Below are 17,500 nucleotides of genomic sequence, written 5' to 3'. Positions count from 1 at the left end.
AGGGTCTTCAATTCATGGCTGGCATCAGCATCGAACGCGTCACCAAATCCTACGGCTCGCTGCATGTTCTGAAGGACTTCACGCTGGAGATCGATGATGGCGAGTTCGTCGTCTTCGTCGGCCCGTCCGGCTGCGGCAAGTCGACCATGCTCAAGATACTGGCCGGGCTTGAGGAAGCGACCTCCGGCACGGTGAAGATCGCGGGGCGCGACGTCACCGACCTTGCGCCTGGGGACCGCGACATCGCCATGGTCTTCCAGAACTACGCGCTCTATCCGCATCTCTCCGTCGCGAAGAACATGGGCTTCGGGCTTAAGATGCGCGGCGTGCCCTCGGCCGAGATCGACGCCAAGGTCCGGGACGCCGCTCGGATCCTCGGCGTCGAGCATCTGCTCGACCGCAAGCCGAGGGCGCTCTCCGGCGGACAGCGCCAGCGTGTCGCGCTCGGCCGGGCCATCGTGCGCGAGCCGCAGGCCTTCCTGATGGACGAGCCGCTCTCCAACCTCGACGCCAAGCTGCGAGTCCACACCCGCGCCGAGATTTCCGCCCTGCACCAGCGGCTCAAGACGACGACGATCTACGTCACGCACGACCAGACCGAGGCGATGACGATGGCCGACCGCATCGTGATCATGCGCGACGGCACGATCCAGCAGATCGCCGATCCCGACACGATGTTCCGCAGGCCGGCCAATCTCTTCGTCGCCGGTTTCATCGGCTCGCCCGGCATGAATTTCATGCGCGCGACGGTCCGGGACGGCCGCATCGCGCGGCTGTTCGGGCGGGAGATCGAATTGCCCGGCACCAGCGACATCGCCGGCCGCGACCTCATACTGGGCCTGCGGCCGGAGCATCTCTCCGCCGGGGCGGCCGGGGTGGTCAGCTTCGAGGCCACGCCCCGCCTGGTCGAGAGCCTTGGCAGCGAGAAATACCTCTATGTCGATCTCGTCGAGGAGAACCGGGCGACGCTCAAAGGCGCCGAGACCGACGAGCGGCGCGCCGACCAGTTCATCGCTCGCGTCATGGATGCCGACAGCGCGACGGCGGGCGCGGCGATGCCGCTCTCCTTCGACCCGGCCCGGTTGCATCTCTTCGATGCGCAGACGCATCTCGCCCTGAACTGAGGAGCGCTGCCATGGCCATTCTCGTCACAGGAAGCGCAGGACGTATCGGCTCCCGCGTCGTCGATCTGCTCCTTGCCGCCGGCCATGCCGTCACCGGCTTCGACCTGCGCGGCTCCGGGCGCCGAGAGGCCGGCTACCGAGAGATCGTCGGCGCCTTCGACGACCGCGAGGCGGCACGCGAAGCGGTGAAGGACGCCCGGCAGATCCTGCATCTCGGCGCCTTCATGTCCTGGCTCGCGTGCGATGCGGACAAGCTCTTCCGCGCCAATGTGGACGGTACGCGCGTCCTACTGGAAGAGGCGGCGAAGGTCCGGGCGGGCCGCATCGTCTTCGCCAGCTCCGGCGAAGTCTATCCCGAGAACGTGCCTGATTATCTGCCCGTCGACGAGGATCATCCGCTGAAGCCGCGTTCGGCCTACGGCCTGTCGAAACAGGTCGGCGAGGAGATCGTCCGCTTCACCGAGCGCAGTGCCGGCATCCCGGCCACGATCCTGCGCTTCTCGCATACGCAGGACGCGAGTGAATTGCTCGATGAGACCAGCTTCTTCTCAGGCCCGCGTTTCTTCCTGCATCCGAAAATCCGCCAGCAGGAGGGCTTCGGCAACGCGATGGCGGTCGCCGCGTTGAAGGCGATCGACGACGGGGTGCCCGCGCTCGTGCTCTCTCGCAACGAAAGCGGCCGCCCCTTCCGCATGCACATCACCGATACGCGCGACATGGTCGAAGGCATCCTGCTCGCGCTGGAGAGCGAGAAGGCGGCCGGGCGGACCTACAATCTGGGCGCCACCGCCCCGGTCGATTTTGCGCAAGCGCTGCCGGCGATGGCGCGGGCGACGGGCCTGCCGTTGAAAACGGTCGACCTGCCCGGCAGCGGCGTGTTTTACGAGACCTCGAATGCCCGGATTCGGGCGGAGCTGGGGTTCGCGCCGCAATGGACGATCGAGCGCATGATCGCGGAAGCCGCCGCGGCGCGGGCCGCGCGGGCGAAGGCGGCCTGAACATGCAGCCCGAGCGCGTACCGCCCCCGGAAGAGCGCGACGTGCCGCTGGGCGCGGCTGCCCTCGCCAAAGGCCTGTATCTGCTCGAAGTGATCGGCGAACACCCGACGCCGCCGCGCTTCAAGGATCTGCAGGCAGCGACGAAGCTCGCCAAGGGCACACTGGCGCGCCTCCTCAACACCCTGCTGCTGTTCCGGCTGATCCGGCACGAGGATAGCGACAACACCTACCGGCTGGGTCACCGGCTGTTCGAGCTCGCCCATCGCGTCTGGGAGTCCTTCGACCTGCGGGCCGCGGCGGCGCCGATGCTGGAGCGTCTCGCCGAGGAATCGCGCGAGACGGCCGCGCTCTGCGCCGTCGATGGCGGAGAGGCGCTCTATATCGACCAACGCAGCCGCGGCGGAGCCTTCGGCTTCCGCATCGAGGCCGGACGCCGGGCACCGCTCCACTGCACGGCCGGCGGCAAGGCGCTGCTGGCCTTCGCCACTCCGCATGAGCGGCGCGCATTGCTCGACCAGATCACGCTCGACCATCACGCGCCCCATACCATCACCGACGAGGAGGCGCTGCTCGCCGACCTCGCCCTGGTGCGCGCACGGGGCTATGCCGTCTCGCAGGAAGAGCATGTGCCGGGCGTGTCCTCGGCCGCCGCCCCGATCTTCGATCATACCGGCCGCGCCATTGCCGCGATCGGCATTTTCGGCCCGACGGCGCGGCTCTCCAACGACCGGCTGCATACGACGGGTCGCGATCTGATGGCGGCGGCCCGGCAGATTTCCGGCAATGTCGGTGCCATGCCGGTCAACATCGCCCCGCCGGCTCCCGCCCACCGCCACGGCGACAGCGATGCCGAATGCGTGCTGCCCTGGGGCGCGCATCTGGCGGAAGGGCCGATCTGGTCGGCGGCCGAGCAGCGGCTCTACTGGGTCGATATCCTCGCCCCGGCCGTGCATCGCTTCGACCCCGTCACCCGCACCAATCAGGAGGTGCGCCTGCCTCGCCTCGTCAGCGCCGTCGTCGAACGGCGCAATGGCGGGCTCGTCGCGCTGACGCAGGAGGGGGTGGAGAGCTTCGATTTCGCGAGCGGGAGCCTCACCCCGCTTGTCGACCCCGAAGCCGACCTGCCCGACAACCGGTTCAACGACGGCAAATGCGACCGGCAGGGCCGGCTCTGGGCCGGCACGATGAGCCTCGACGCGGCAAGGCCGACCGGTTCGCTCTACCGCATCGAGGCCGACCTGAGCTGGCGACGTGTCGACGAGGGATTCCGTGTGGCCAACGGGCTCGACTGGAGCCCCGACGGGCGGACCTTCTACTTCACCGACAGCGCGCCCGGCCGGATTTACACCTATGAGTTCGACCCGGCCACGGGCTCGGTCGCCCGCCGCCGCATCTTCGCCGAGATCGACCCGAGCGAGGGCCGCCCCGACGGGCTTGCGGTCGACAGCGAGGGCTTCGTCTGGTGCGCGCTCTGGGACGGCTGGTGCGTGCGCCGCTTCGCGCCCGACGGCCGCCGCGAGCGCGATATCCGGCTGCCGGTCCCGCGCCCGACCAGCGTCGCCTTCGGCGGCCCGGATCTCTCCACGCTTTTCATCACCACCGCGCGAATCAGGCTGCCCTCGCGCGTGCTGGCCGATGCCCCCTTCTCCGGCGGCCTCTTCGCCGCACAGGCCCCGGCGCCCGGCCTGCCCGCCGCGGGCTTTGCGGGATGAGCGTCGAAGCCAGCTATCCGGACCTGCGTGGCAAGGCCGCACTGGTCAGCGGCGGCGCTGACGGCATCGGCCGTGCCACGGTCACGATGCTTGCCCGGCAGGGTGTCCGCACCGGCTTCATCGACATCGCCCGCGATGCCGGCGAGGCACTGGCCGCCGCGCTCATGGCGGAAGGGCTGGACGTCGCTTTCGAGCACGCGGATCTGCGCGACGTCGATGCGGCGCGCGATGCCGCCGAAATGCTGAAGACCCGTCTCGGCCCCGTCTCGATGCTCGTCAACAATGCCGGCCACGATGAGCGTCACAGCTTCGCCAGCATCACGCCCGCTTATTGGGACGATCGTTTCGCCGTCAATCTGCGGCCCATGATGGTCCTGGCGCAGGCGGTTGCGCCCGGCATGGCGGCGCTCGGCGGCGGCTCCATCATCAATCTCGGCTCGACGTCCTGGATGAAGGGCGCGACCGACCTGATCGCCTATGCCACCGCGAAATCCGCCGTGCTCGGTTTCACCCGTTCGCTGGCGCGGGAACTCGGCCCAGACGGCGTCAGGGTCAATTGCGTCACGCCCGGCTGGGTGATGACCCGACGCCAGCGCTCCGAGCATATGTCGGCGGAGCGCTGGGCGAAGGCGCAGGCGCAGCAGGCGATCAAGGGAGCGATCGAGCCGGAGGACGTCGCCGCGATGATCCTGTTCCTCTGTTCCGGCGCTTCGCGCATGTGCACCGGCCAGAACTTCATCGTCGATGCGGGGACGGTCTGATGATGGAGGCGCTGCAAGACCGGCTCGGACCCGGGAGCATCGTTACCGCCCCCGAGGCGATGGCACGCTATCTGGTCGACTGGCGCGGGCGTTATCGCGGCATCGCGCAAGCCGTGCTGAAACCGCGTGATACAGCCGAAGTCGCGGCCGTGATGGAATGGGCAACGGCAACCCGGACGCCGGTCGTGCCGCAGGGCGGCAATACGGGCCTCTCCGGCGGAGCAACGCCGGACGCGTCCGGCCGCGCCGTGGTTCTATCGCTCGAAAGGATGAACCGCATCCGCGCGATCGACACGGAAGGCGATACGGTGGTCGCGGAAGCCGGCTGCGTGCTCGCAACGGTCCAACAGGCCTCGCGCGCGGCCGGCCGCCTGCTGGCGATCAGCCTCGGCAGCGAGGGCTCGTGCCAGATCGGCGGCATCGTCGCGACCAATGCCGGCGGCATCAATGTGATCCGGCACGGCATGACGCGCGATCTCGTCCTCGGCCTCGAATATGTGCTGGCGGACGGCACCGTCAGCCGGACCCCGTCGCTGCTGCGCAAGGACAATACCGGCTATGACCTGCGCCATCTGCTGATCGGCTCGGAGGGAACCCTCGCCGTCATCACCGCCGCTTCGCTGCGCCTGCTGCCGGCGCCGCGCGGCACCGCGACAGCCCTCTGCGGCGTCGGACACCCGCGAGATGCACTCGCGCTGCTTGGTCGCCTGCGCGATGCCGGCCTCGCCGCGATCGCCTCATTCGAGCTGATGTGCGAGGGCGAGATGCAGCTCGTCCTCGACCTCCTGCCTGCTGCCCGGACCGGCCTTGCGAACCGCCATCGCTGGTACGTCTTCGTCGAAACGGAGGGGGACAGCGATGAAGCCGCTCGCGAAAGCCTAGGCGCAGGCATGGCCGCGGCTCTCGAAAACGGCACGGTAGCCGACGCGGTGCTTGCTCAGAACGGCCGACAGGCGGCCGCGATCTGGCATCTGCGCTTCGCCGTATCCGAAGCGAACCGCCGCACCGGACCAGGTTTTTCCTATGACGTCAGCGTCGCGACGGCTGCCGTCCCGGCCTTCCTCGACAGCATCGAGGCAGAACTCGCGGTCGCGCTTCCGACAGCCAGGCGTCTCTTCGTCGGCCATCTCGGCGATGGCAACATGCATGTGAACGTGGTCCCCGACCCCGTTCATCAGGAGCAAGCCGGCGGCATCGAGGCGCTCAGGCCGCTCGTCGATGAAATCGTTTACGGCACCGTCACGGCGGATGCCGGCAGCATCAGCGCCGAGCATGGGATCGGGCGGCTCAAGGTCGCCGCTCTCGGCAAGGCGCGGCCTGCGCATGAGCTCGCCCTGATGCGCGCCATCAAGGCCTCGTTCGATCCGCTGGGAATCCTCAATCCCGGTGTGGTTCTGGCCGCGACATAGCGGGCAAAGGCCCAGGCCGCGGCAAGCCGTTGGCCCAGGTCGTGCCGGACGGTCAGCCGAGCCCGCCGATGTGGAACGACTTCATCGAGAGATACTCCTCGATGCCGTATTTCGAGCCTTCACGCCCGATGCCGGACTGCTTGACGCCGCCAAAGGGCGCCGCCTCGATCGAGACCGAGCCGGTATTCAGCCCGACCATGCCGAATTCGAGCTTCTCGGCCACGCGCCAGGCCCGGTTCAGGTTGCTGGTGAAGTAGTAGGAGGCCAGCCCATAGGGAGTCGCGTTGGCGATTTCCACCGCCTCGCGCTCGTCCTTGAAGCGAAAGAGCGGTGCCACCGGCCCGAAGGTCTCCTCGCTCGCCAGCGCCATCCCGACATTGGCGCCGCCGAGCACGGTCGGCGCGGCGAAGAGCTGGCCCTGCGCGGCCTTGGCGCTCGCCAGCAGCGTTGCGCCCTTGGCGCGGGCATCGTCGATATGGCGCTCGACCTTCTCGACGGCGGCCTTGTTGATCAGCGGGCCGATCGTGATGCCCTCCTCAAGGCCATTGCCGACGACGAGCTGCGAGACGGCCGCTGAGAGCTTGTCGGCGAAACGGTCGTAGATGCCGTCCTGCACCAGCACGCGGTTGGCGCAGACGCAGGTCTGGCCGCTGTTGCGGAACTTGCTCGCCATCAGCCCGGCAACCGCGAGGTCGATATCGGCGTCGTCGAAGATCAGGAAGGGCGCGTTGCCGCCAAGCTCGAAGCTGATGCGCTTCATCGTGTCGGCGCATTGCTGCATCAGGAGCTGGCCGACCCGGGTCGAGCCGGTGAAGGACAGTTTGCGGACCGCCATGCTGGAGGTGAGTTCGGCGCCGATCTCCTGCGGCAGGCCCGTGAGGACGCTGACGATGCCTTTCGGAATCCCGGCGCGCTCGGCCAGCACCGCGAGCGCCAGCGCCGAATAGGGGGTCAGCTCCGAGGGCTTGATGACGATCGGGCAGCCCGCCGCCAGCGCTGGCCCAGCTTTGCGGGTGATCATCGCCGCCGGGAAGTTCCAGGGCGTGATCGCTGCGGCGACGCCGACGGGCTCCTTCAGCACGATGATGCGACGGTCGCTGGTCGGCGCGGGGATCGTATCGCCATAGATGCGGCGCGATTCCTCGGCGAACCATTTCAGGAAGCCGGCGGCGTAGCGCACTTCGCCGCGCGCCTCGGCCAGCGGCTTGCCTTGCTCCACGGTCATGATGATCGCGAGGTCCTCTAGATTGGCGAGCATCAGGTCGTGCCAGGCCTCGACCAGCCGGCCGCGCTCGGCGCTCGGCAGGGCGCGCCAGCTGGCGAAAGCCGCTTCTGCCGCCGTGATCGCGCTTTGCGTCTCGCCGCGGCCGAGCGCGGGCACTGTGCCAATTGTCTCCCCCGTCGCCGGATTCACCACATCGAGCGTTGCGCCGTTGGCGGCGCCGATCCAGTCGCCCCCGACATAGGCCTGCTCACGGAACAGGGATGGGTCCTTCAGGCGGGCTGCGATGCTCATGATATCCTCCAGGGCAGATGGCCCATGATCGTGCGGTTCGGCGACAGGGAATACCGACAGCGAACGGCCAGCACCACTTCCTGCTGCAATTGGACCCCTGCCAGCAGGTTATGCTTCGCGGGCACCGGCACGACATGCGTCGTTTCGATGGAAACGGTCCGCTTGCTCTCCGCCTCGCGGCAGGAAGTGAAAGTTGCAGGCTCCCGCTAACCTTCGACGGGACTGAATTCGAGGAGATCGATGATGGCCGCTTTCTGGACGCGCAATGCCGGGATGATCCTGGCACTGGCCCTGGCGGGGTCATGGGCAGGCGGCGCTTCCGCCGAAACCCTGCCCGGCACGGGAAAAGCGGTGCGGATTGCGATCGGCGACACGCTGGGCGCGACGCGGATGCAGGATCACATCATTCAAACCGCCTTCCAGAAGATGGGGTACAAGCCCGTCGAGACGCAGATCAACCCGACATTGTTCTTCCAGGCGTCCGCGCTCGGCGATCTCGACATGATCTCGGGCGTCAACTTTCCGCAGCGCGAACCGCAGTTCAAGGCGGTCGAAAAGCAGCTGGCGACCATCGGCAACGGCACGATCGTCGAGGGCGGCGTCAACGGCTACCTGATCGACAAGAAGACGGCGGACGCCCTCAACATCACCCAGCTGGACCAACTCAAGGACGCCCAGATCGCCTCGAAGCTCTCCGCCGAGGGAAGGGTCAACCTGATCAACTGCGACCCCGGCTGGTCGTGCGGTGACGTGGTCGAATACCAGATCGACAAGTTCGGGCTGAAGGGCACCATCAAATCGGTGCGCGGCAAATACGAAGCGCTGATGGCCGAGGCGATCGCGCGGGTGATGCGCGGCGAGCCGACGCTTTACTACGCCTGGAGCCCGTCCTGGGTGATGGACAAGCTGGTGCCGGGCAAGGATGTCGTCTGGCTGCCCACGCCGTTCGACGCCGTGCCGCCCAACATCAAGGTCTCGGCGAGCGCCCTCGTGCCCGGCGTCAAGGGCTGCGCCGGGGGGCAGGATCCGTGCCGGATGGCACTCGGTCAGTGGAACTACATGCCGATCGCGAACAAGGACTTCCTCGCCAAGAATCCGGCGATCCAGCGCTTCCTCGAACTGTCCCGCTACCCGCGCGACACCTGGGCGAAATGGGAAGGCGCGATCGCCCTCGACAGCTCGCCGCGCGCCATCAGGGCGGCTGCCGAGGCCTGGATCAAGGAGAACCAGTCGACCTTCGACGGCTGGATCACCGATTCGCTGGCAGCCGCGCGCTGACGGGACCGCATTCCGCAGTGCGACCCAGAAACCCGGCCGGTTTTTCGGCCGGCGCTACCTCCCTCGCGCCTTCGAAGCAGCTTCTCTCGATCGGATTCCACCATGGACCACGTCACCGACCGCAACGATATCGGCCCCGTCATCGACGCCATCGTCCGCGAGATCGAACCGAGCCTCGTCGCGATCCGCCGCGACATCCATGCTCATCCGGAGATCGGCTTCGAGGTGGAACGCACCGCCGGCGTCGTCGCCGCCGAGCTTGAGCGACTGGGCATCGCATGCAGGACCGGCGTCGGCCGCACCGGCGTCGTCGCCGATATCGAAGGCGGGGCTCCCGGCCCGCGCCTCGTGATCCGCGCCGACATGGACGCGCTGCCGATGCAGGAGACCACCGGCCTGCCCTATGCCAGCACCGTTCCGGGCCGGATGCATGCCTGCGGCCATGATCTGCACACGGCGACGCTGATCGGCGTGGGTGCCGTCCTCAACCAGCTCTCCGGCAAGCTGAGGGGCTCGATCCGCCTCGTCTTCCAGCCGGCGGAGGAGACGATCGACAGCGGTGCCGCCGCCATGATCGCCGACGGCGTGCTGGACGGTGTCGACATGGCGCTCGGCTTCCACAACGAGCCCGGCATACCCGCCGGCCAGATCGCCTATATTCGCGGCGCGAGCTTCGCCTCCGCCGACAGTTTCCAGATCGTGGTCGAGGGTCGCTCCGGCCACGCCGCCCAACCGCACGAAGCCGTCGACCCCATCGTGGCGGCCGGCTACCTCCTGACCCAGCTGCAGACGATCGTCTCGCGCGAGCTAAACCCGATCCGCAGCGCCGTCGTCACCGTGGGCCGCATCGAAGGCGGCGACGCCTACAACATCATCCCGGACCGCTGCACGATGGCTGGCACGGTCCGCACCCGCTCGCCCGAGGCGCGCGACACTATCGAGGCGGCGATGAAGCGCATCTGCGCCGGCGTCTCGCTCGTCCATCGCGTGGACTGCAAGATCCACCATCGCCGCAATCTGCCGCCGGTGATGAGCGACGACAAACTGCTCGACCGCACAATCGCGGCGGTGAGGCTGCAGGGCGGCGATGCCATCGAAGTCGAGGGCGGGTTCGGCGCCGAGGATTTCGCCTTCTTCTCAGAGCGGGTGCCGTCCTCGCATATCCGCATCGGCTCCGGACAAGCAGGCCGTCAGGACCGCGTCCACAACTCGAACTACCAGCCCGACGAGTCCTGTATTGCCGAAGGCGTGCGGGTGCTCGTCCGATCCGCCATCGAAATGCTCAACGGACGATCGGCGGTCTAGCATTGCGATGGCGGCTGGCCGACAGCGCCCCGGCATCAAGCCGGTCGAGGGGCAGCGACTTCGCGCGCTGCCGCCCGGACCGCGTCCAAGGTTCGATCGACGATCGCTGCGTCATGCTCCGACGAAACGAACCAGGCGCCGCGTTCCAGCACGCGAACGCCGCGCTTGAGCAGCGCATGGGCGAAGCGGCTGTAGGCCGCCTTGTCCGAGCGGGCGACATCGCGATAGTTCCGTGCCGGCGCATCGAGCCCAAAGGCGACATGGAACATCAGCGGGAAGCCCGCGACCTGCGCCTTGATGCCCTCCTCGGCCAGGATCTTGCGGATGCCGTCCTGCAGGCGCTGACCATGGGCGGAGCTGCGCTCGTAGTGCTCCGGCGTCAGCGCCTTCTGGGTTGCGACCATCGCTGCCATGGCGATCGGCTGCGCATTGAAGGTGCCGCCATGCAGCACGCCATCTGCGAACATATCGACAAGCTCCGCGCGACCGGCGATCGCCGCGACCGGAAAGCCGTTGGCGATCGCCTTCGCCATGATGGTGAGGTCCGGCGTCACGCCGAAGCGCTCCTGCGCCCCGCCGCGGCCGAGGCGAAAGCCGGTGATGACCTCGTCGAAGATCAATAGCGCGCCATGCCTGCGGCAGGCGGCGAGCGCACCCTCGAGATAGCCGGGCGCGGGCGCGATGGCACCCTGGTTGCACATCGCCGGTTCCATCAGCACGGCGGCGACGTCGCCCTTGGCCAGCCGCGCCTCCAGCGCCGCGAGGTCGTTCCAGCCGAGGATCGAGAGCCCCTCGCCCGCCTCCGGGTCCTGCCCCTTGCTGCCGATCACCGGCGTCGGCGCCTCGTCTGGCCCGGCCGCGTTCAGCCCCGGCGCCGTCGACCACAGGATGTTGTCGAACCAGCCGTGATAATGCCCCTCGAACTTGACGATGGTCCGCTTGCCTGTGGCCGCACGCACCAGCCGCATCGCCGCCTGCGCCACCTCCGAGCCGGAGGAGCCGAAGCGCAGCCGCTCCGCCGAGGGGATGCGCTCGCAGATCAGCTTGGCGGCTTCATATTCGATCGGCGCCTGCCCGGCGAAGAGGATGCCCTTCTCCGCCTGACGCTGGGCCGCCTCGATCACGGCCTTGGGCGAGTGGCCAAGCACGGTCGCGCCCATGCCGCAGTAATAATCGATGATCCGATTGCCATCGACATCGATCAGATAGGCGCCCTCGCCGCGCTCGAAGACGAGCGGCCCCGGTGCCATGCCGAGCCGGAAATTGCTGTTCACGCCACCCGCGACGAAACGGGCGTTCGCCGCGACCTGACGGGCCGATTCCTCGAAGCGCAGTGTCTCGGACTGCTGTGTGCCGTTGCCTGCCACGTGCGTTGCCTCCGCTGCTATTGCCCCGACCAGACCAGACCCTCCGCACCGCGTAAAGGAACGCTGGTTTCGTCTTGCGGAATTCCGTCGGGCTGGCTATGCGAAGCTGATCGAGCTGGACGACCGGAGCGGCCATGACCAGGAAACCCGACAACCCCTACGTCGTGCAGCCGGTGATGAAGGCGCTGAAGGTGCTGGAACTGGTGGCCCGCCACGGGCACGAGATCGCGCTCACAGCCGTCAGCAAGGAGCTGCGGATTCCGAAGACGACCACCTTCCGCTATCTGCAGACGCTCACCGCCGCCGGCTTTCTCGACCACAACCGAGCTACCGACCGCTACAATCTCGGCCCCCAGCTGCGCGCCATCGCCCGTGCCGATGCCAGCGTCAGCAAGGTCCGCGAGCTTGCGCGCCCGGCCATGATCGAGCTGATGCACGAATTCAACGAGACGGTGAACCTGGCCGTGAAGGGCAACGGCACGGTCGTTTATATCGACCTGATCGAGGCCAATCGTTCGCTGCGGATGCAGGCGCGCATCGGCGAAAGCCATCCGATGCATTCGACCGCGCTCGGCAAGGCGATCCTGGCCTTCCTCCCCGAAGCCGAACGTCAGCGCCAGCTCGACCTGCCCCTGACAGAGCGCACCGGGCGCACCTTGCTGGAGCGCGAGGAGATCGAGCGCCAGCTCCGTCAGGTGGCGCGGACCGGCTATGCCACCGAAATGGGCGAGAACGAGGACGGCGCCATGTGTGTCGGCGTGCCGATCCTCGACGAGGACGGCTATCCCGTCGCGGCGCTCAGCGTCTCCGCCCCCCTGATGCGCATGCCGCATTCGCTGGCGGCGAAGGTCGGGACGCGTCTGCGCGAGGTTGCTGCCGGCATCTCGACCCGGCTCGGTTCGCATCCGCCGGCCGCTGCGCGCTGAAGCCCCGTTCATCGATATTCGATCCGCGGGTCGATCCAGGCATAGAGCACGTCGACCGTCAGGTTGATCAGCATGTAGGCGATCAGGATCACCAGGATGCAACCCTGGATCAGGGGATAGTCGCGCGTGCTGATCGCCTGGATCAGCAGGCGCCCCAGCCCCGGATAGGTGAAGACCGCCTCCGTCACCACCGCCCCGCCGATGAAATTCGCCATCATCAAGCCGACGATGGTGACGAAGGGCAAAAGCGCATTGCGCATGATGTGCAGCCCGACGATGCGGCTTTCCGGCACACCCTTGGCGCGGGCGGTGCGGACATAGTCGGCCCGCGCCTCGCCGATCAACGAAGCCCGCAGGAACCGCGCCAGGATGCCCGAGACATAGGTGCCGAGCGTGATCGCCGGCAGCGCCAGGCTGCGCAGCGCGTCAGCCGGAGACTCCCAGAGCGGCACATGGCGCGAGGCCGAGGGCAGCCAGCGCAACTCCACGGCGAAGAGCAGGATCAGCAGGATGCCGAGCCAGAAGGTCGGTACGCCCAGCGCCAATGCGCTCCAGCCGCTGAGCAGCCGGTCGAGCCAGGAATTCGGCCGGACCGCGCTCGCGATCGCCACGGGGATGCCGATCGCCAGGGCCACGACGATCGCCGCCAGCGCCAATTGCAGTGTCGCCGGCAGCCGTTCGCCGATCAGTTGTAGCACCGGCTGGCGGCTATGCAGCGACAGGCCGAAATCGCCGGTCAGCGCCCGGCCGAGCCAGTCGAGATACTGCACGACCATCGGGCGGTCGAGCCCGTAGCGCTGGATGGCCGCAGCGATCTCCTCCGGCCCCGCATTCTCTCCGACGATGACCGCGACCGGCCCGCCTGGCACCGCATAAATCATCGCGAAGATCGCAAACGAGGCGGCCAGCAGCACGGGCAGCATCTGCAGGAGGCGGCGCAGGATATAGGCCGTCATCGCCTGGCCCCGATCGTCTCGCCGGAGGCGTCGGTCTCGTTGCGGTCGAGCAGCGAGGTCAGGGCCCGGCCGATCGTGTCGAAGGACAGGATCGTCAGTGTCAGGACGAGGCCGGGCAGCACCGCATAGGTGGGAGCCTCGTAGAGATAGGACTTGCCGGTGCGCAGCATCTCGCCCCAGCTCGGTGTTGGCGGCGGCACGCCGACTCCGAGGAAGGCGAGCGCCGCCTCGAGCAGGATCGCGATCGAGGCGAGCACGATCGCCTGAACTACCAATGGGCTCAAGGCGTTGGGCAGGATCGTTCGGAACATGATGTAGCCGGGGCGCCCGCCGAAGCCGCGCACCGCCATGACGAAATCGAGCTGGCGCAGTGCCATGACCTGCGCCCGCGCGATGCGCGCGAAACCGGGAATGCCGGCGACGCCGACCGCGATCAGCGCCGCCCCCTGGCTGCGTCCGAGCACCGCGATCAGCGCCATGGCGAAGAGGATGTTCGGCAGGGCGAGCAGCACGTCGATGCAGCGCATCAGGAGCGAGTCCCGCCAGTCGCCGTAGAAGCCGGCGATGAGCCCGACGGGCACGCCGATCAGCGCCGCGATGAGGACCGCGCCGAAGGCCGTGACCAGCGAGGTTCGCGCGCCATAGACGACGCGGGCGAGAATATCCCGGCCGAGTTCGTCGGTGCCGAACCAGTATTCCGGCGAAGGCGGCTGCAGCGAATCCGCGATGCTCTGCCTCAGCGGGTCAAGCGGCAGCATGCCCGCGAAGATCGCCGTGAGCGCGACCAGGGCGAGGAAGGCGAGGCTCAGCGCCGCGCCACGCCGGGCCAGCAGCCGGCGCAGCACGCGCCCGAGCGAGGCCAGGCTCTCCCGCATCAGGCGGCGCCGATGAGGCGCCGCCGCGTTTCCGCCAGCCGCATCACTTGAACCCGATGGTGCGCGCGACGAACAGGTTGTCGATGTCGAGCGTAACCCCGCCGATCTTCTCCGAGGCGGCGATCAGGCCGACATCGTAAGAGTTGGTCGGGATCGCGAAAGCCTCGTCCACCATGACCCGGTTGAGGTTGTCGTAGGCGGCCTTGACCTCGGCCTCTCCGCCCGCGGCACCGTCGACCTTGGCGATCGCGGCGACATAGTCCGGGTGCGGGTGGGGGTCCTTGAGGACCGGGTTCTGCGACGTCCGGTAGATCGAGTTGGTCGTGACCCGCGACGGGAACTTCTGGACGTTGCCGACAGCGCCGAAAGTCGCGGCGAAATCGCCGCCGAGCAGCGCCGTGACGTATTCCGCGCCCTGCCGCATATCGAGTTCGATCGGGATACCGGCCTTGGCGAGCGAGCCCTGGACGATCTGGCTGATCGTCACGGAAGCCTCGTTGCTGCCGTCCACCAGGATCTTCCAGCCCTTCATCTCGTCCGCCGAAAGACCGGAGGCCGCGAGCAGCTTCTTCGCCTTGTCGAGATCGAAGGAGTAGGTCTTGATGTAGCTGGCATCGAAGGCCGGGCTCGCCGGCGCCCAGGGCAAGGCGACCACCTGCCCCATGCCGGCATAACCGACGCGCAGGATGCTGCCGCGGTCCATCAGATAATTGAAGGCCTGCCGGAACGACTTGTTGCGGAAGGGAACGCGCGTCGAGTTGATCCGGAAGACCTGGACGAGCTGGCCGGGGCCGGCGAAGACCTGATAGCCGGCGCCCTTGAGCCTGACCGCGCTGCGCGAAGAGCCGTTGTAGACGATGTCGACGGCGCCCGACTCCAGCGCCGCGGTCGCCGCCGCATCCTCGCTGAAGACGGTGAAGACGAGGTCCTGCGCGATCGGCTGCTTCTCGCGCCAGTATTTCGGGTTGGCCTTGAGAACGAGCCCCTGCCCGACCGCACGGCTCACCAGCGTGTACGGGCCGGTGCCGGCCGGAACTGTCTCGACCGTGTCGATGCCTTTTGGGTCAATCGGGATCAGGAACTGCAGGAGGTCTAGAATCTGCCGGTCCGGCACCGGCGCCTTGAAGTTGATCGTGACCGTGCGCTCGTCCGGCGCCGACCAATCCTTCACGATCGCCATGGTCGAAAAGACGTTCTTGCCGCGCTTGGGATCGGCGCCCTTCTGCAGGGTGGCGACCACGGAGTCGGACTTGAACGGCGTGCCGCTATGGAAGGTCACGCCGTCGCGCAGCTTCAGCGTCACCGACGTCTTGTCCGGCGCGATTATCCACCCGGTCGCCAGGCTCGGCTCCGGCTTCCCCTCCGGCGTGTACTCGATCAGGCTGTCGTAGAGGTTCTTGATGACATGGAAATTGACCGTGGAGAGCTGCTGCGGATCATAGTTCGCCAGCTCGTTCAGCACGGCGACACGCAGAGTGCCGCCCTTGAGCTGCTGGGCGGAAGCCGGCAAGGCCGCCAGCAGCGGGGCCGCCCCCGCAAGGGCAAGGCCGGTCATGCAGATTTGACGTCGCGACAGCTTTGTCATCGCTTTCCCCTCTTGTTGTGCTTCGGTTTCGCGTCAGCTCGTCCCCGCTCCCGGCTGGGACGAATGCGCCCGCCAGTCGCTTATTGTCTCCAACGGATAGACCGGGCGCGGAATCCGCTGCCACGGCAGGGTGAACACATCCGACTGTCCCGGCCCGCGCGTGTCGGCACGCACGAGGCCGGAGGCGATACGGTCGAAATACTGGAAGTTCGAGGCCGTCTTGAGCACGGCCATCTTGTAGTCGGAGAGGTCGATGCCGAAGGCCTCGTAAACGTCGGGCACATTGCCCGCGACGCCGCGCAATTCCGAGATCAGGAGCGTCACCGGCCCGACATCGAAGACGGCGACCCGGCCCATGTCGACCTCGGGCTGATGATTGAAGTTCAGCGGGATCGACCCGCCTCCGAGCTTCCGCACCCTGCCCGTCACCGTCAGCGGCTTGAAGAAGGCGGTCGCCGCATCGCCGCCGAGCGGCAGGGTCACCTCGGCGCCCTCGCCCGCCGCGGTCAGCGTCGCGACGGCCTTGGGCGAGATCAGCGGGATCAGCGCCTTGCTCCTGATGCCGAGCCGCAGCATCGCTTCGAGCAGCAGGTTGCTGTCGCCGGCCGCGCCGCCGAAGACGGTATCGCCGGTATCGCTGACCACGACCATGCCGCGCTCGGCCGCATCGGCCTTGCGCACGGCGTCATCGACCGAGACGGCTTCACGAATCTGGAAGTCATCGCGCATCGACCAGGCGAGGTCGGCTAGCTCGTCCGCCAGCGTCTCGGCCAAAGCCTTATCGCCATCGGTGACGACGATCGTCGACCACCCGCCCTCTGCGACATCGAGCCAGGGCTGCATCGGATAGTTCGAGGCCTGCAGCACGCGGCGGTCGGCCTCCAGTGCCCGCGCCCGGTCGAACCAGATCTTCATCGGCCCTTTCGAGGTCAGGAACTGCTCCTGATGCGAGAGCAGCGGGATCTTGCGCCAGGCCATGACGGGCTTGAGCTTGCCGGTCAGGATGCGCAGCAGCACCTCGGTCCCGACCTTGCCGGTGTCGAACACGTCATGCGGCTGGGTGCGGTGGCCGACGATGGCCGTGCAGTTGGCCATGATCTTGTGGGTGACATTGGCGTGGTGATCGAGCCCGAGCAGGATGGGCACGTCCGGCCCGAGGATCTGGCGGCAAAGCTCCGCCTGTTCACCCTCGACATCGTCTACCCCCTCCGCCGCGCAGGCGCCGTGCAGGTGCAGCACCAGCCCGTCGATCGGCCCGACATTCTCGAGGCCGGCCCGGATCTTCGCCTGGAAGAAGTCGAAGGCCTCGCGCGAGATGCGCCCGCCGGCCACCGCCCAGGCCCGGATGATCGGGACCGTCTCGATATCGAGCCCGGATTCGCGGATCGCGGCGAAATGCCCGCCGATCTGTCCGATCTCACCGAAGTGCCGGGCGATGTCCTCGCCTTCATAGAGGCCGAACGCCTCGAAATCATCGAGCGTGGTCAGCACCGGATTGAAGTCGTTCGTTTCCTGAACGATGTGGATCAACGCCAGACGCACAGCGACCTCCCGGATAGCGGCTTCGAGCACCCGGGCCACGCCGGGCGAACGGCTTGTCAGAAGCTTGCAGGCATCGGCTGCGCCGGTCCCGGTCACGAAGCAGACGAGCCCGCGAAATCTTCGAAAAGCGTAGGTGCGGCAACTAT

At 67.6% G+C, this 17,500-nt stretch carries 14 protein-coding genes; 8 read left to right on the top strand and 6 right to left on the bottom strand.

What is annotated here, in order from left to right; genetic code table 11:
• Nucleotides 1–14: 14 nt before the first annotated feature.
• Genes NWE53_RS05245 through NWE53_RS05225 form a run of 5 tightly spaced genes read left to right on the top strand, consistent with a single transcriptional unit; the run spans nucleotide 15 to nucleotide 6,004 of the window.
• The gene (locus NWE53_RS05245) at nucleotides 15–1,124 is read left to right on the top strand and encodes an ABC transporter ATP-binding protein (protein WP_265053315.1); all 1,110 of its coding nucleotides are present in this window, start codon (nucleotides 15–17) and stop codon (nucleotides 1,122–1,124) included.
• A gap of 11 nt (nucleotides 1,125–1,135) precedes the next feature.
• A complete protein-coding gene (locus tag NWE53_RS05240; RefSeq protein ID WP_265053314.1) occupies nucleotides 1,136–2,122 on the top strand; it encodes an NAD-dependent epimerase/dehydratase family protein in 987 nt (328 codons plus the stop codon).
• A 2-nt stretch (nucleotides 2,123–2,124) separates the two neighbouring features.
• On the top strand, nucleotides 2,125–3,834 hold the full coding sequence (locus NWE53_RS05235; RefSeq protein ID WP_265053313.1) for an SMP-30/gluconolactonase/LRE family protein: 1,710 nt from the start codon (nucleotides 2,125–2,127) through the stop codon (nucleotides 3,832–3,834).
• Nucleotides 3,831–4,595: an SDR family NAD(P)-dependent oxidoreductase gene (locus NWE53_RS05230; protein ID WP_265053312.1), complete on the top strand. Its 765-nt coding sequence runs from the start codon at nucleotides 3,831–3,833 to the stop codon at nucleotides 4,593–4,595. Before NWE53_RS05235 ends, NWE53_RS05230 begins: the two co-directional genes overlap by 4 nt.
• Nucleotides 4,595–6,004 (top strand): FAD-binding oxidoreductase, encoded by a 1,410-nt coding sequence (locus tag NWE53_RS05225; RefSeq protein WP_265053311.1) that lies wholly within the window; start codon nucleotides 4,595–4,597, stop codon nucleotides 6,002–6,004. The genes NWE53_RS05230 and NWE53_RS05225 overlap by 1 nt, the downstream gene beginning before the upstream one ends.
• A 52-nt stretch (nucleotides 6,005–6,056) precedes the next feature.
• Here the strand turns inward: NWE53_RS05225 and NWE53_RS05220 are convergent, their stop codons facing one another.
• Nucleotides 6,057–7,520, bottom strand: a complete 1,464-nt coding sequence (locus tag NWE53_RS05220; protein WP_265053310.1) for an NAD-dependent succinate-semialdehyde dehydrogenase — start codon at nucleotides 7,518–7,520, stop codon at nucleotides 6,057–6,059.
• Between the two features lie 243 nt (nucleotides 7,521–7,763).
• On the opposite strand from NWE53_RS05220, the gene proX reads away from it, so the two are divergent.
• Both proX and NWE53_RS05210 read left to right on the top strand, forming a co-directional pair.
• Entirely contained in the window at nucleotides 7,764–8,798 is a 1,035-nt protein-coding gene (gene proX / locus NWE53_RS05215; protein ID WP_265053309.1) for a glycine betaine/L-proline ABC transporter substrate-binding protein ProX, read from the top strand.
• 102 nt (nucleotides 8,799–8,900) lie between these two features.
• Nucleotides 8,901–10,103: a M20 metallopeptidase family protein gene (locus tag NWE53_RS05210; protein ID WP_265053308.1), complete on the top strand. Its 1,203-nt coding sequence runs from the start codon at nucleotides 8,901–8,903 to the stop codon at nucleotides 10,101–10,103.
• A gap of 35 nt (nucleotides 10,104–10,138) precedes the next feature.
• On the opposite strand, the gene NWE53_RS05205 is transcribed toward NWE53_RS05210, so the two are convergent.
• On the bottom strand, nucleotides 10,139–11,470 hold the full coding sequence (locus tag NWE53_RS05205) for an aspartate aminotransferase family protein (protein WP_265053307.1): 1,332 nt from the start codon (nucleotides 11,468–11,470) through the stop codon (nucleotides 10,139–10,141).
• Between the two features lie 134 nt (nucleotides 11,471–11,604).
• On the opposite strand from NWE53_RS05205, the gene NWE53_RS05200 reads away from it, so the two are divergent.
• Nucleotides 11,605–12,396: an IclR family transcriptional regulator gene (locus NWE53_RS05200; RefSeq protein WP_265053306.1), complete on the top strand. Its 792-nt coding sequence runs from the start codon at nucleotides 11,605–11,607 to the stop codon at nucleotides 12,394–12,396.
• 8 nt (nucleotides 12,397–12,404) lie between these two features.
• Here NWE53_RS05200 and NWE53_RS05195 read toward each other — a convergent pair whose 3' ends face one another.
• The 4 genes from NWE53_RS05195 to NWE53_RS05180 form a co-directional block, all read right to left on the bottom strand.
• Nucleotides 12,405–13,352, bottom strand: a complete 948-nt coding sequence (locus NWE53_RS05195; RefSeq protein WP_265053305.1) for an ABC transporter permease — start codon at nucleotides 13,350–13,352, stop codon at nucleotides 12,405–12,407.
• A complete protein-coding gene (locus NWE53_RS05190; protein ID WP_265053304.1) occupies nucleotides 13,349–14,227 on the bottom strand; it encodes an ABC transporter permease in 879 nt (292 codons plus the stop codon). Before NWE53_RS05190 ends, NWE53_RS05195 begins: the two co-directional genes overlap by 4 nt.
• Nucleotides 14,228–14,270: 43 nt before the next feature.
• A complete protein-coding gene (locus NWE53_RS05185) occupies nucleotides 14,271–15,782 on the bottom strand; it encodes an ABC transporter substrate-binding protein (RefSeq protein WP_265053303.1) in 1,512 nt (503 codons plus the stop codon).
• A 63-nt stretch (nucleotides 15,783–15,845) separates the two neighbouring features.
• Nucleotides 15,846–17,450 (bottom strand): M81 family metallopeptidase, encoded by a 1,605-nt coding sequence (locus NWE53_RS05180; RefSeq protein ID WP_265053302.1) that lies wholly within the window; start codon nucleotides 17,448–17,450, stop codon nucleotides 15,846–15,848.
• Between the last annotated feature and the right edge of the window lie 50 nt (nucleotides 17,451–17,500).

The sequence above is a fragment of the Bosea sp. NBC_00550 genome (assembly GCF_026020075.1).
GTDB lineage: Bacteria > Pseudomonadota > Alphaproteobacteria > Rhizobiales > Beijerinckiaceae > Allobosea.
This window is presented reverse-complemented; position numbering and strand designations above follow the sequence as displayed.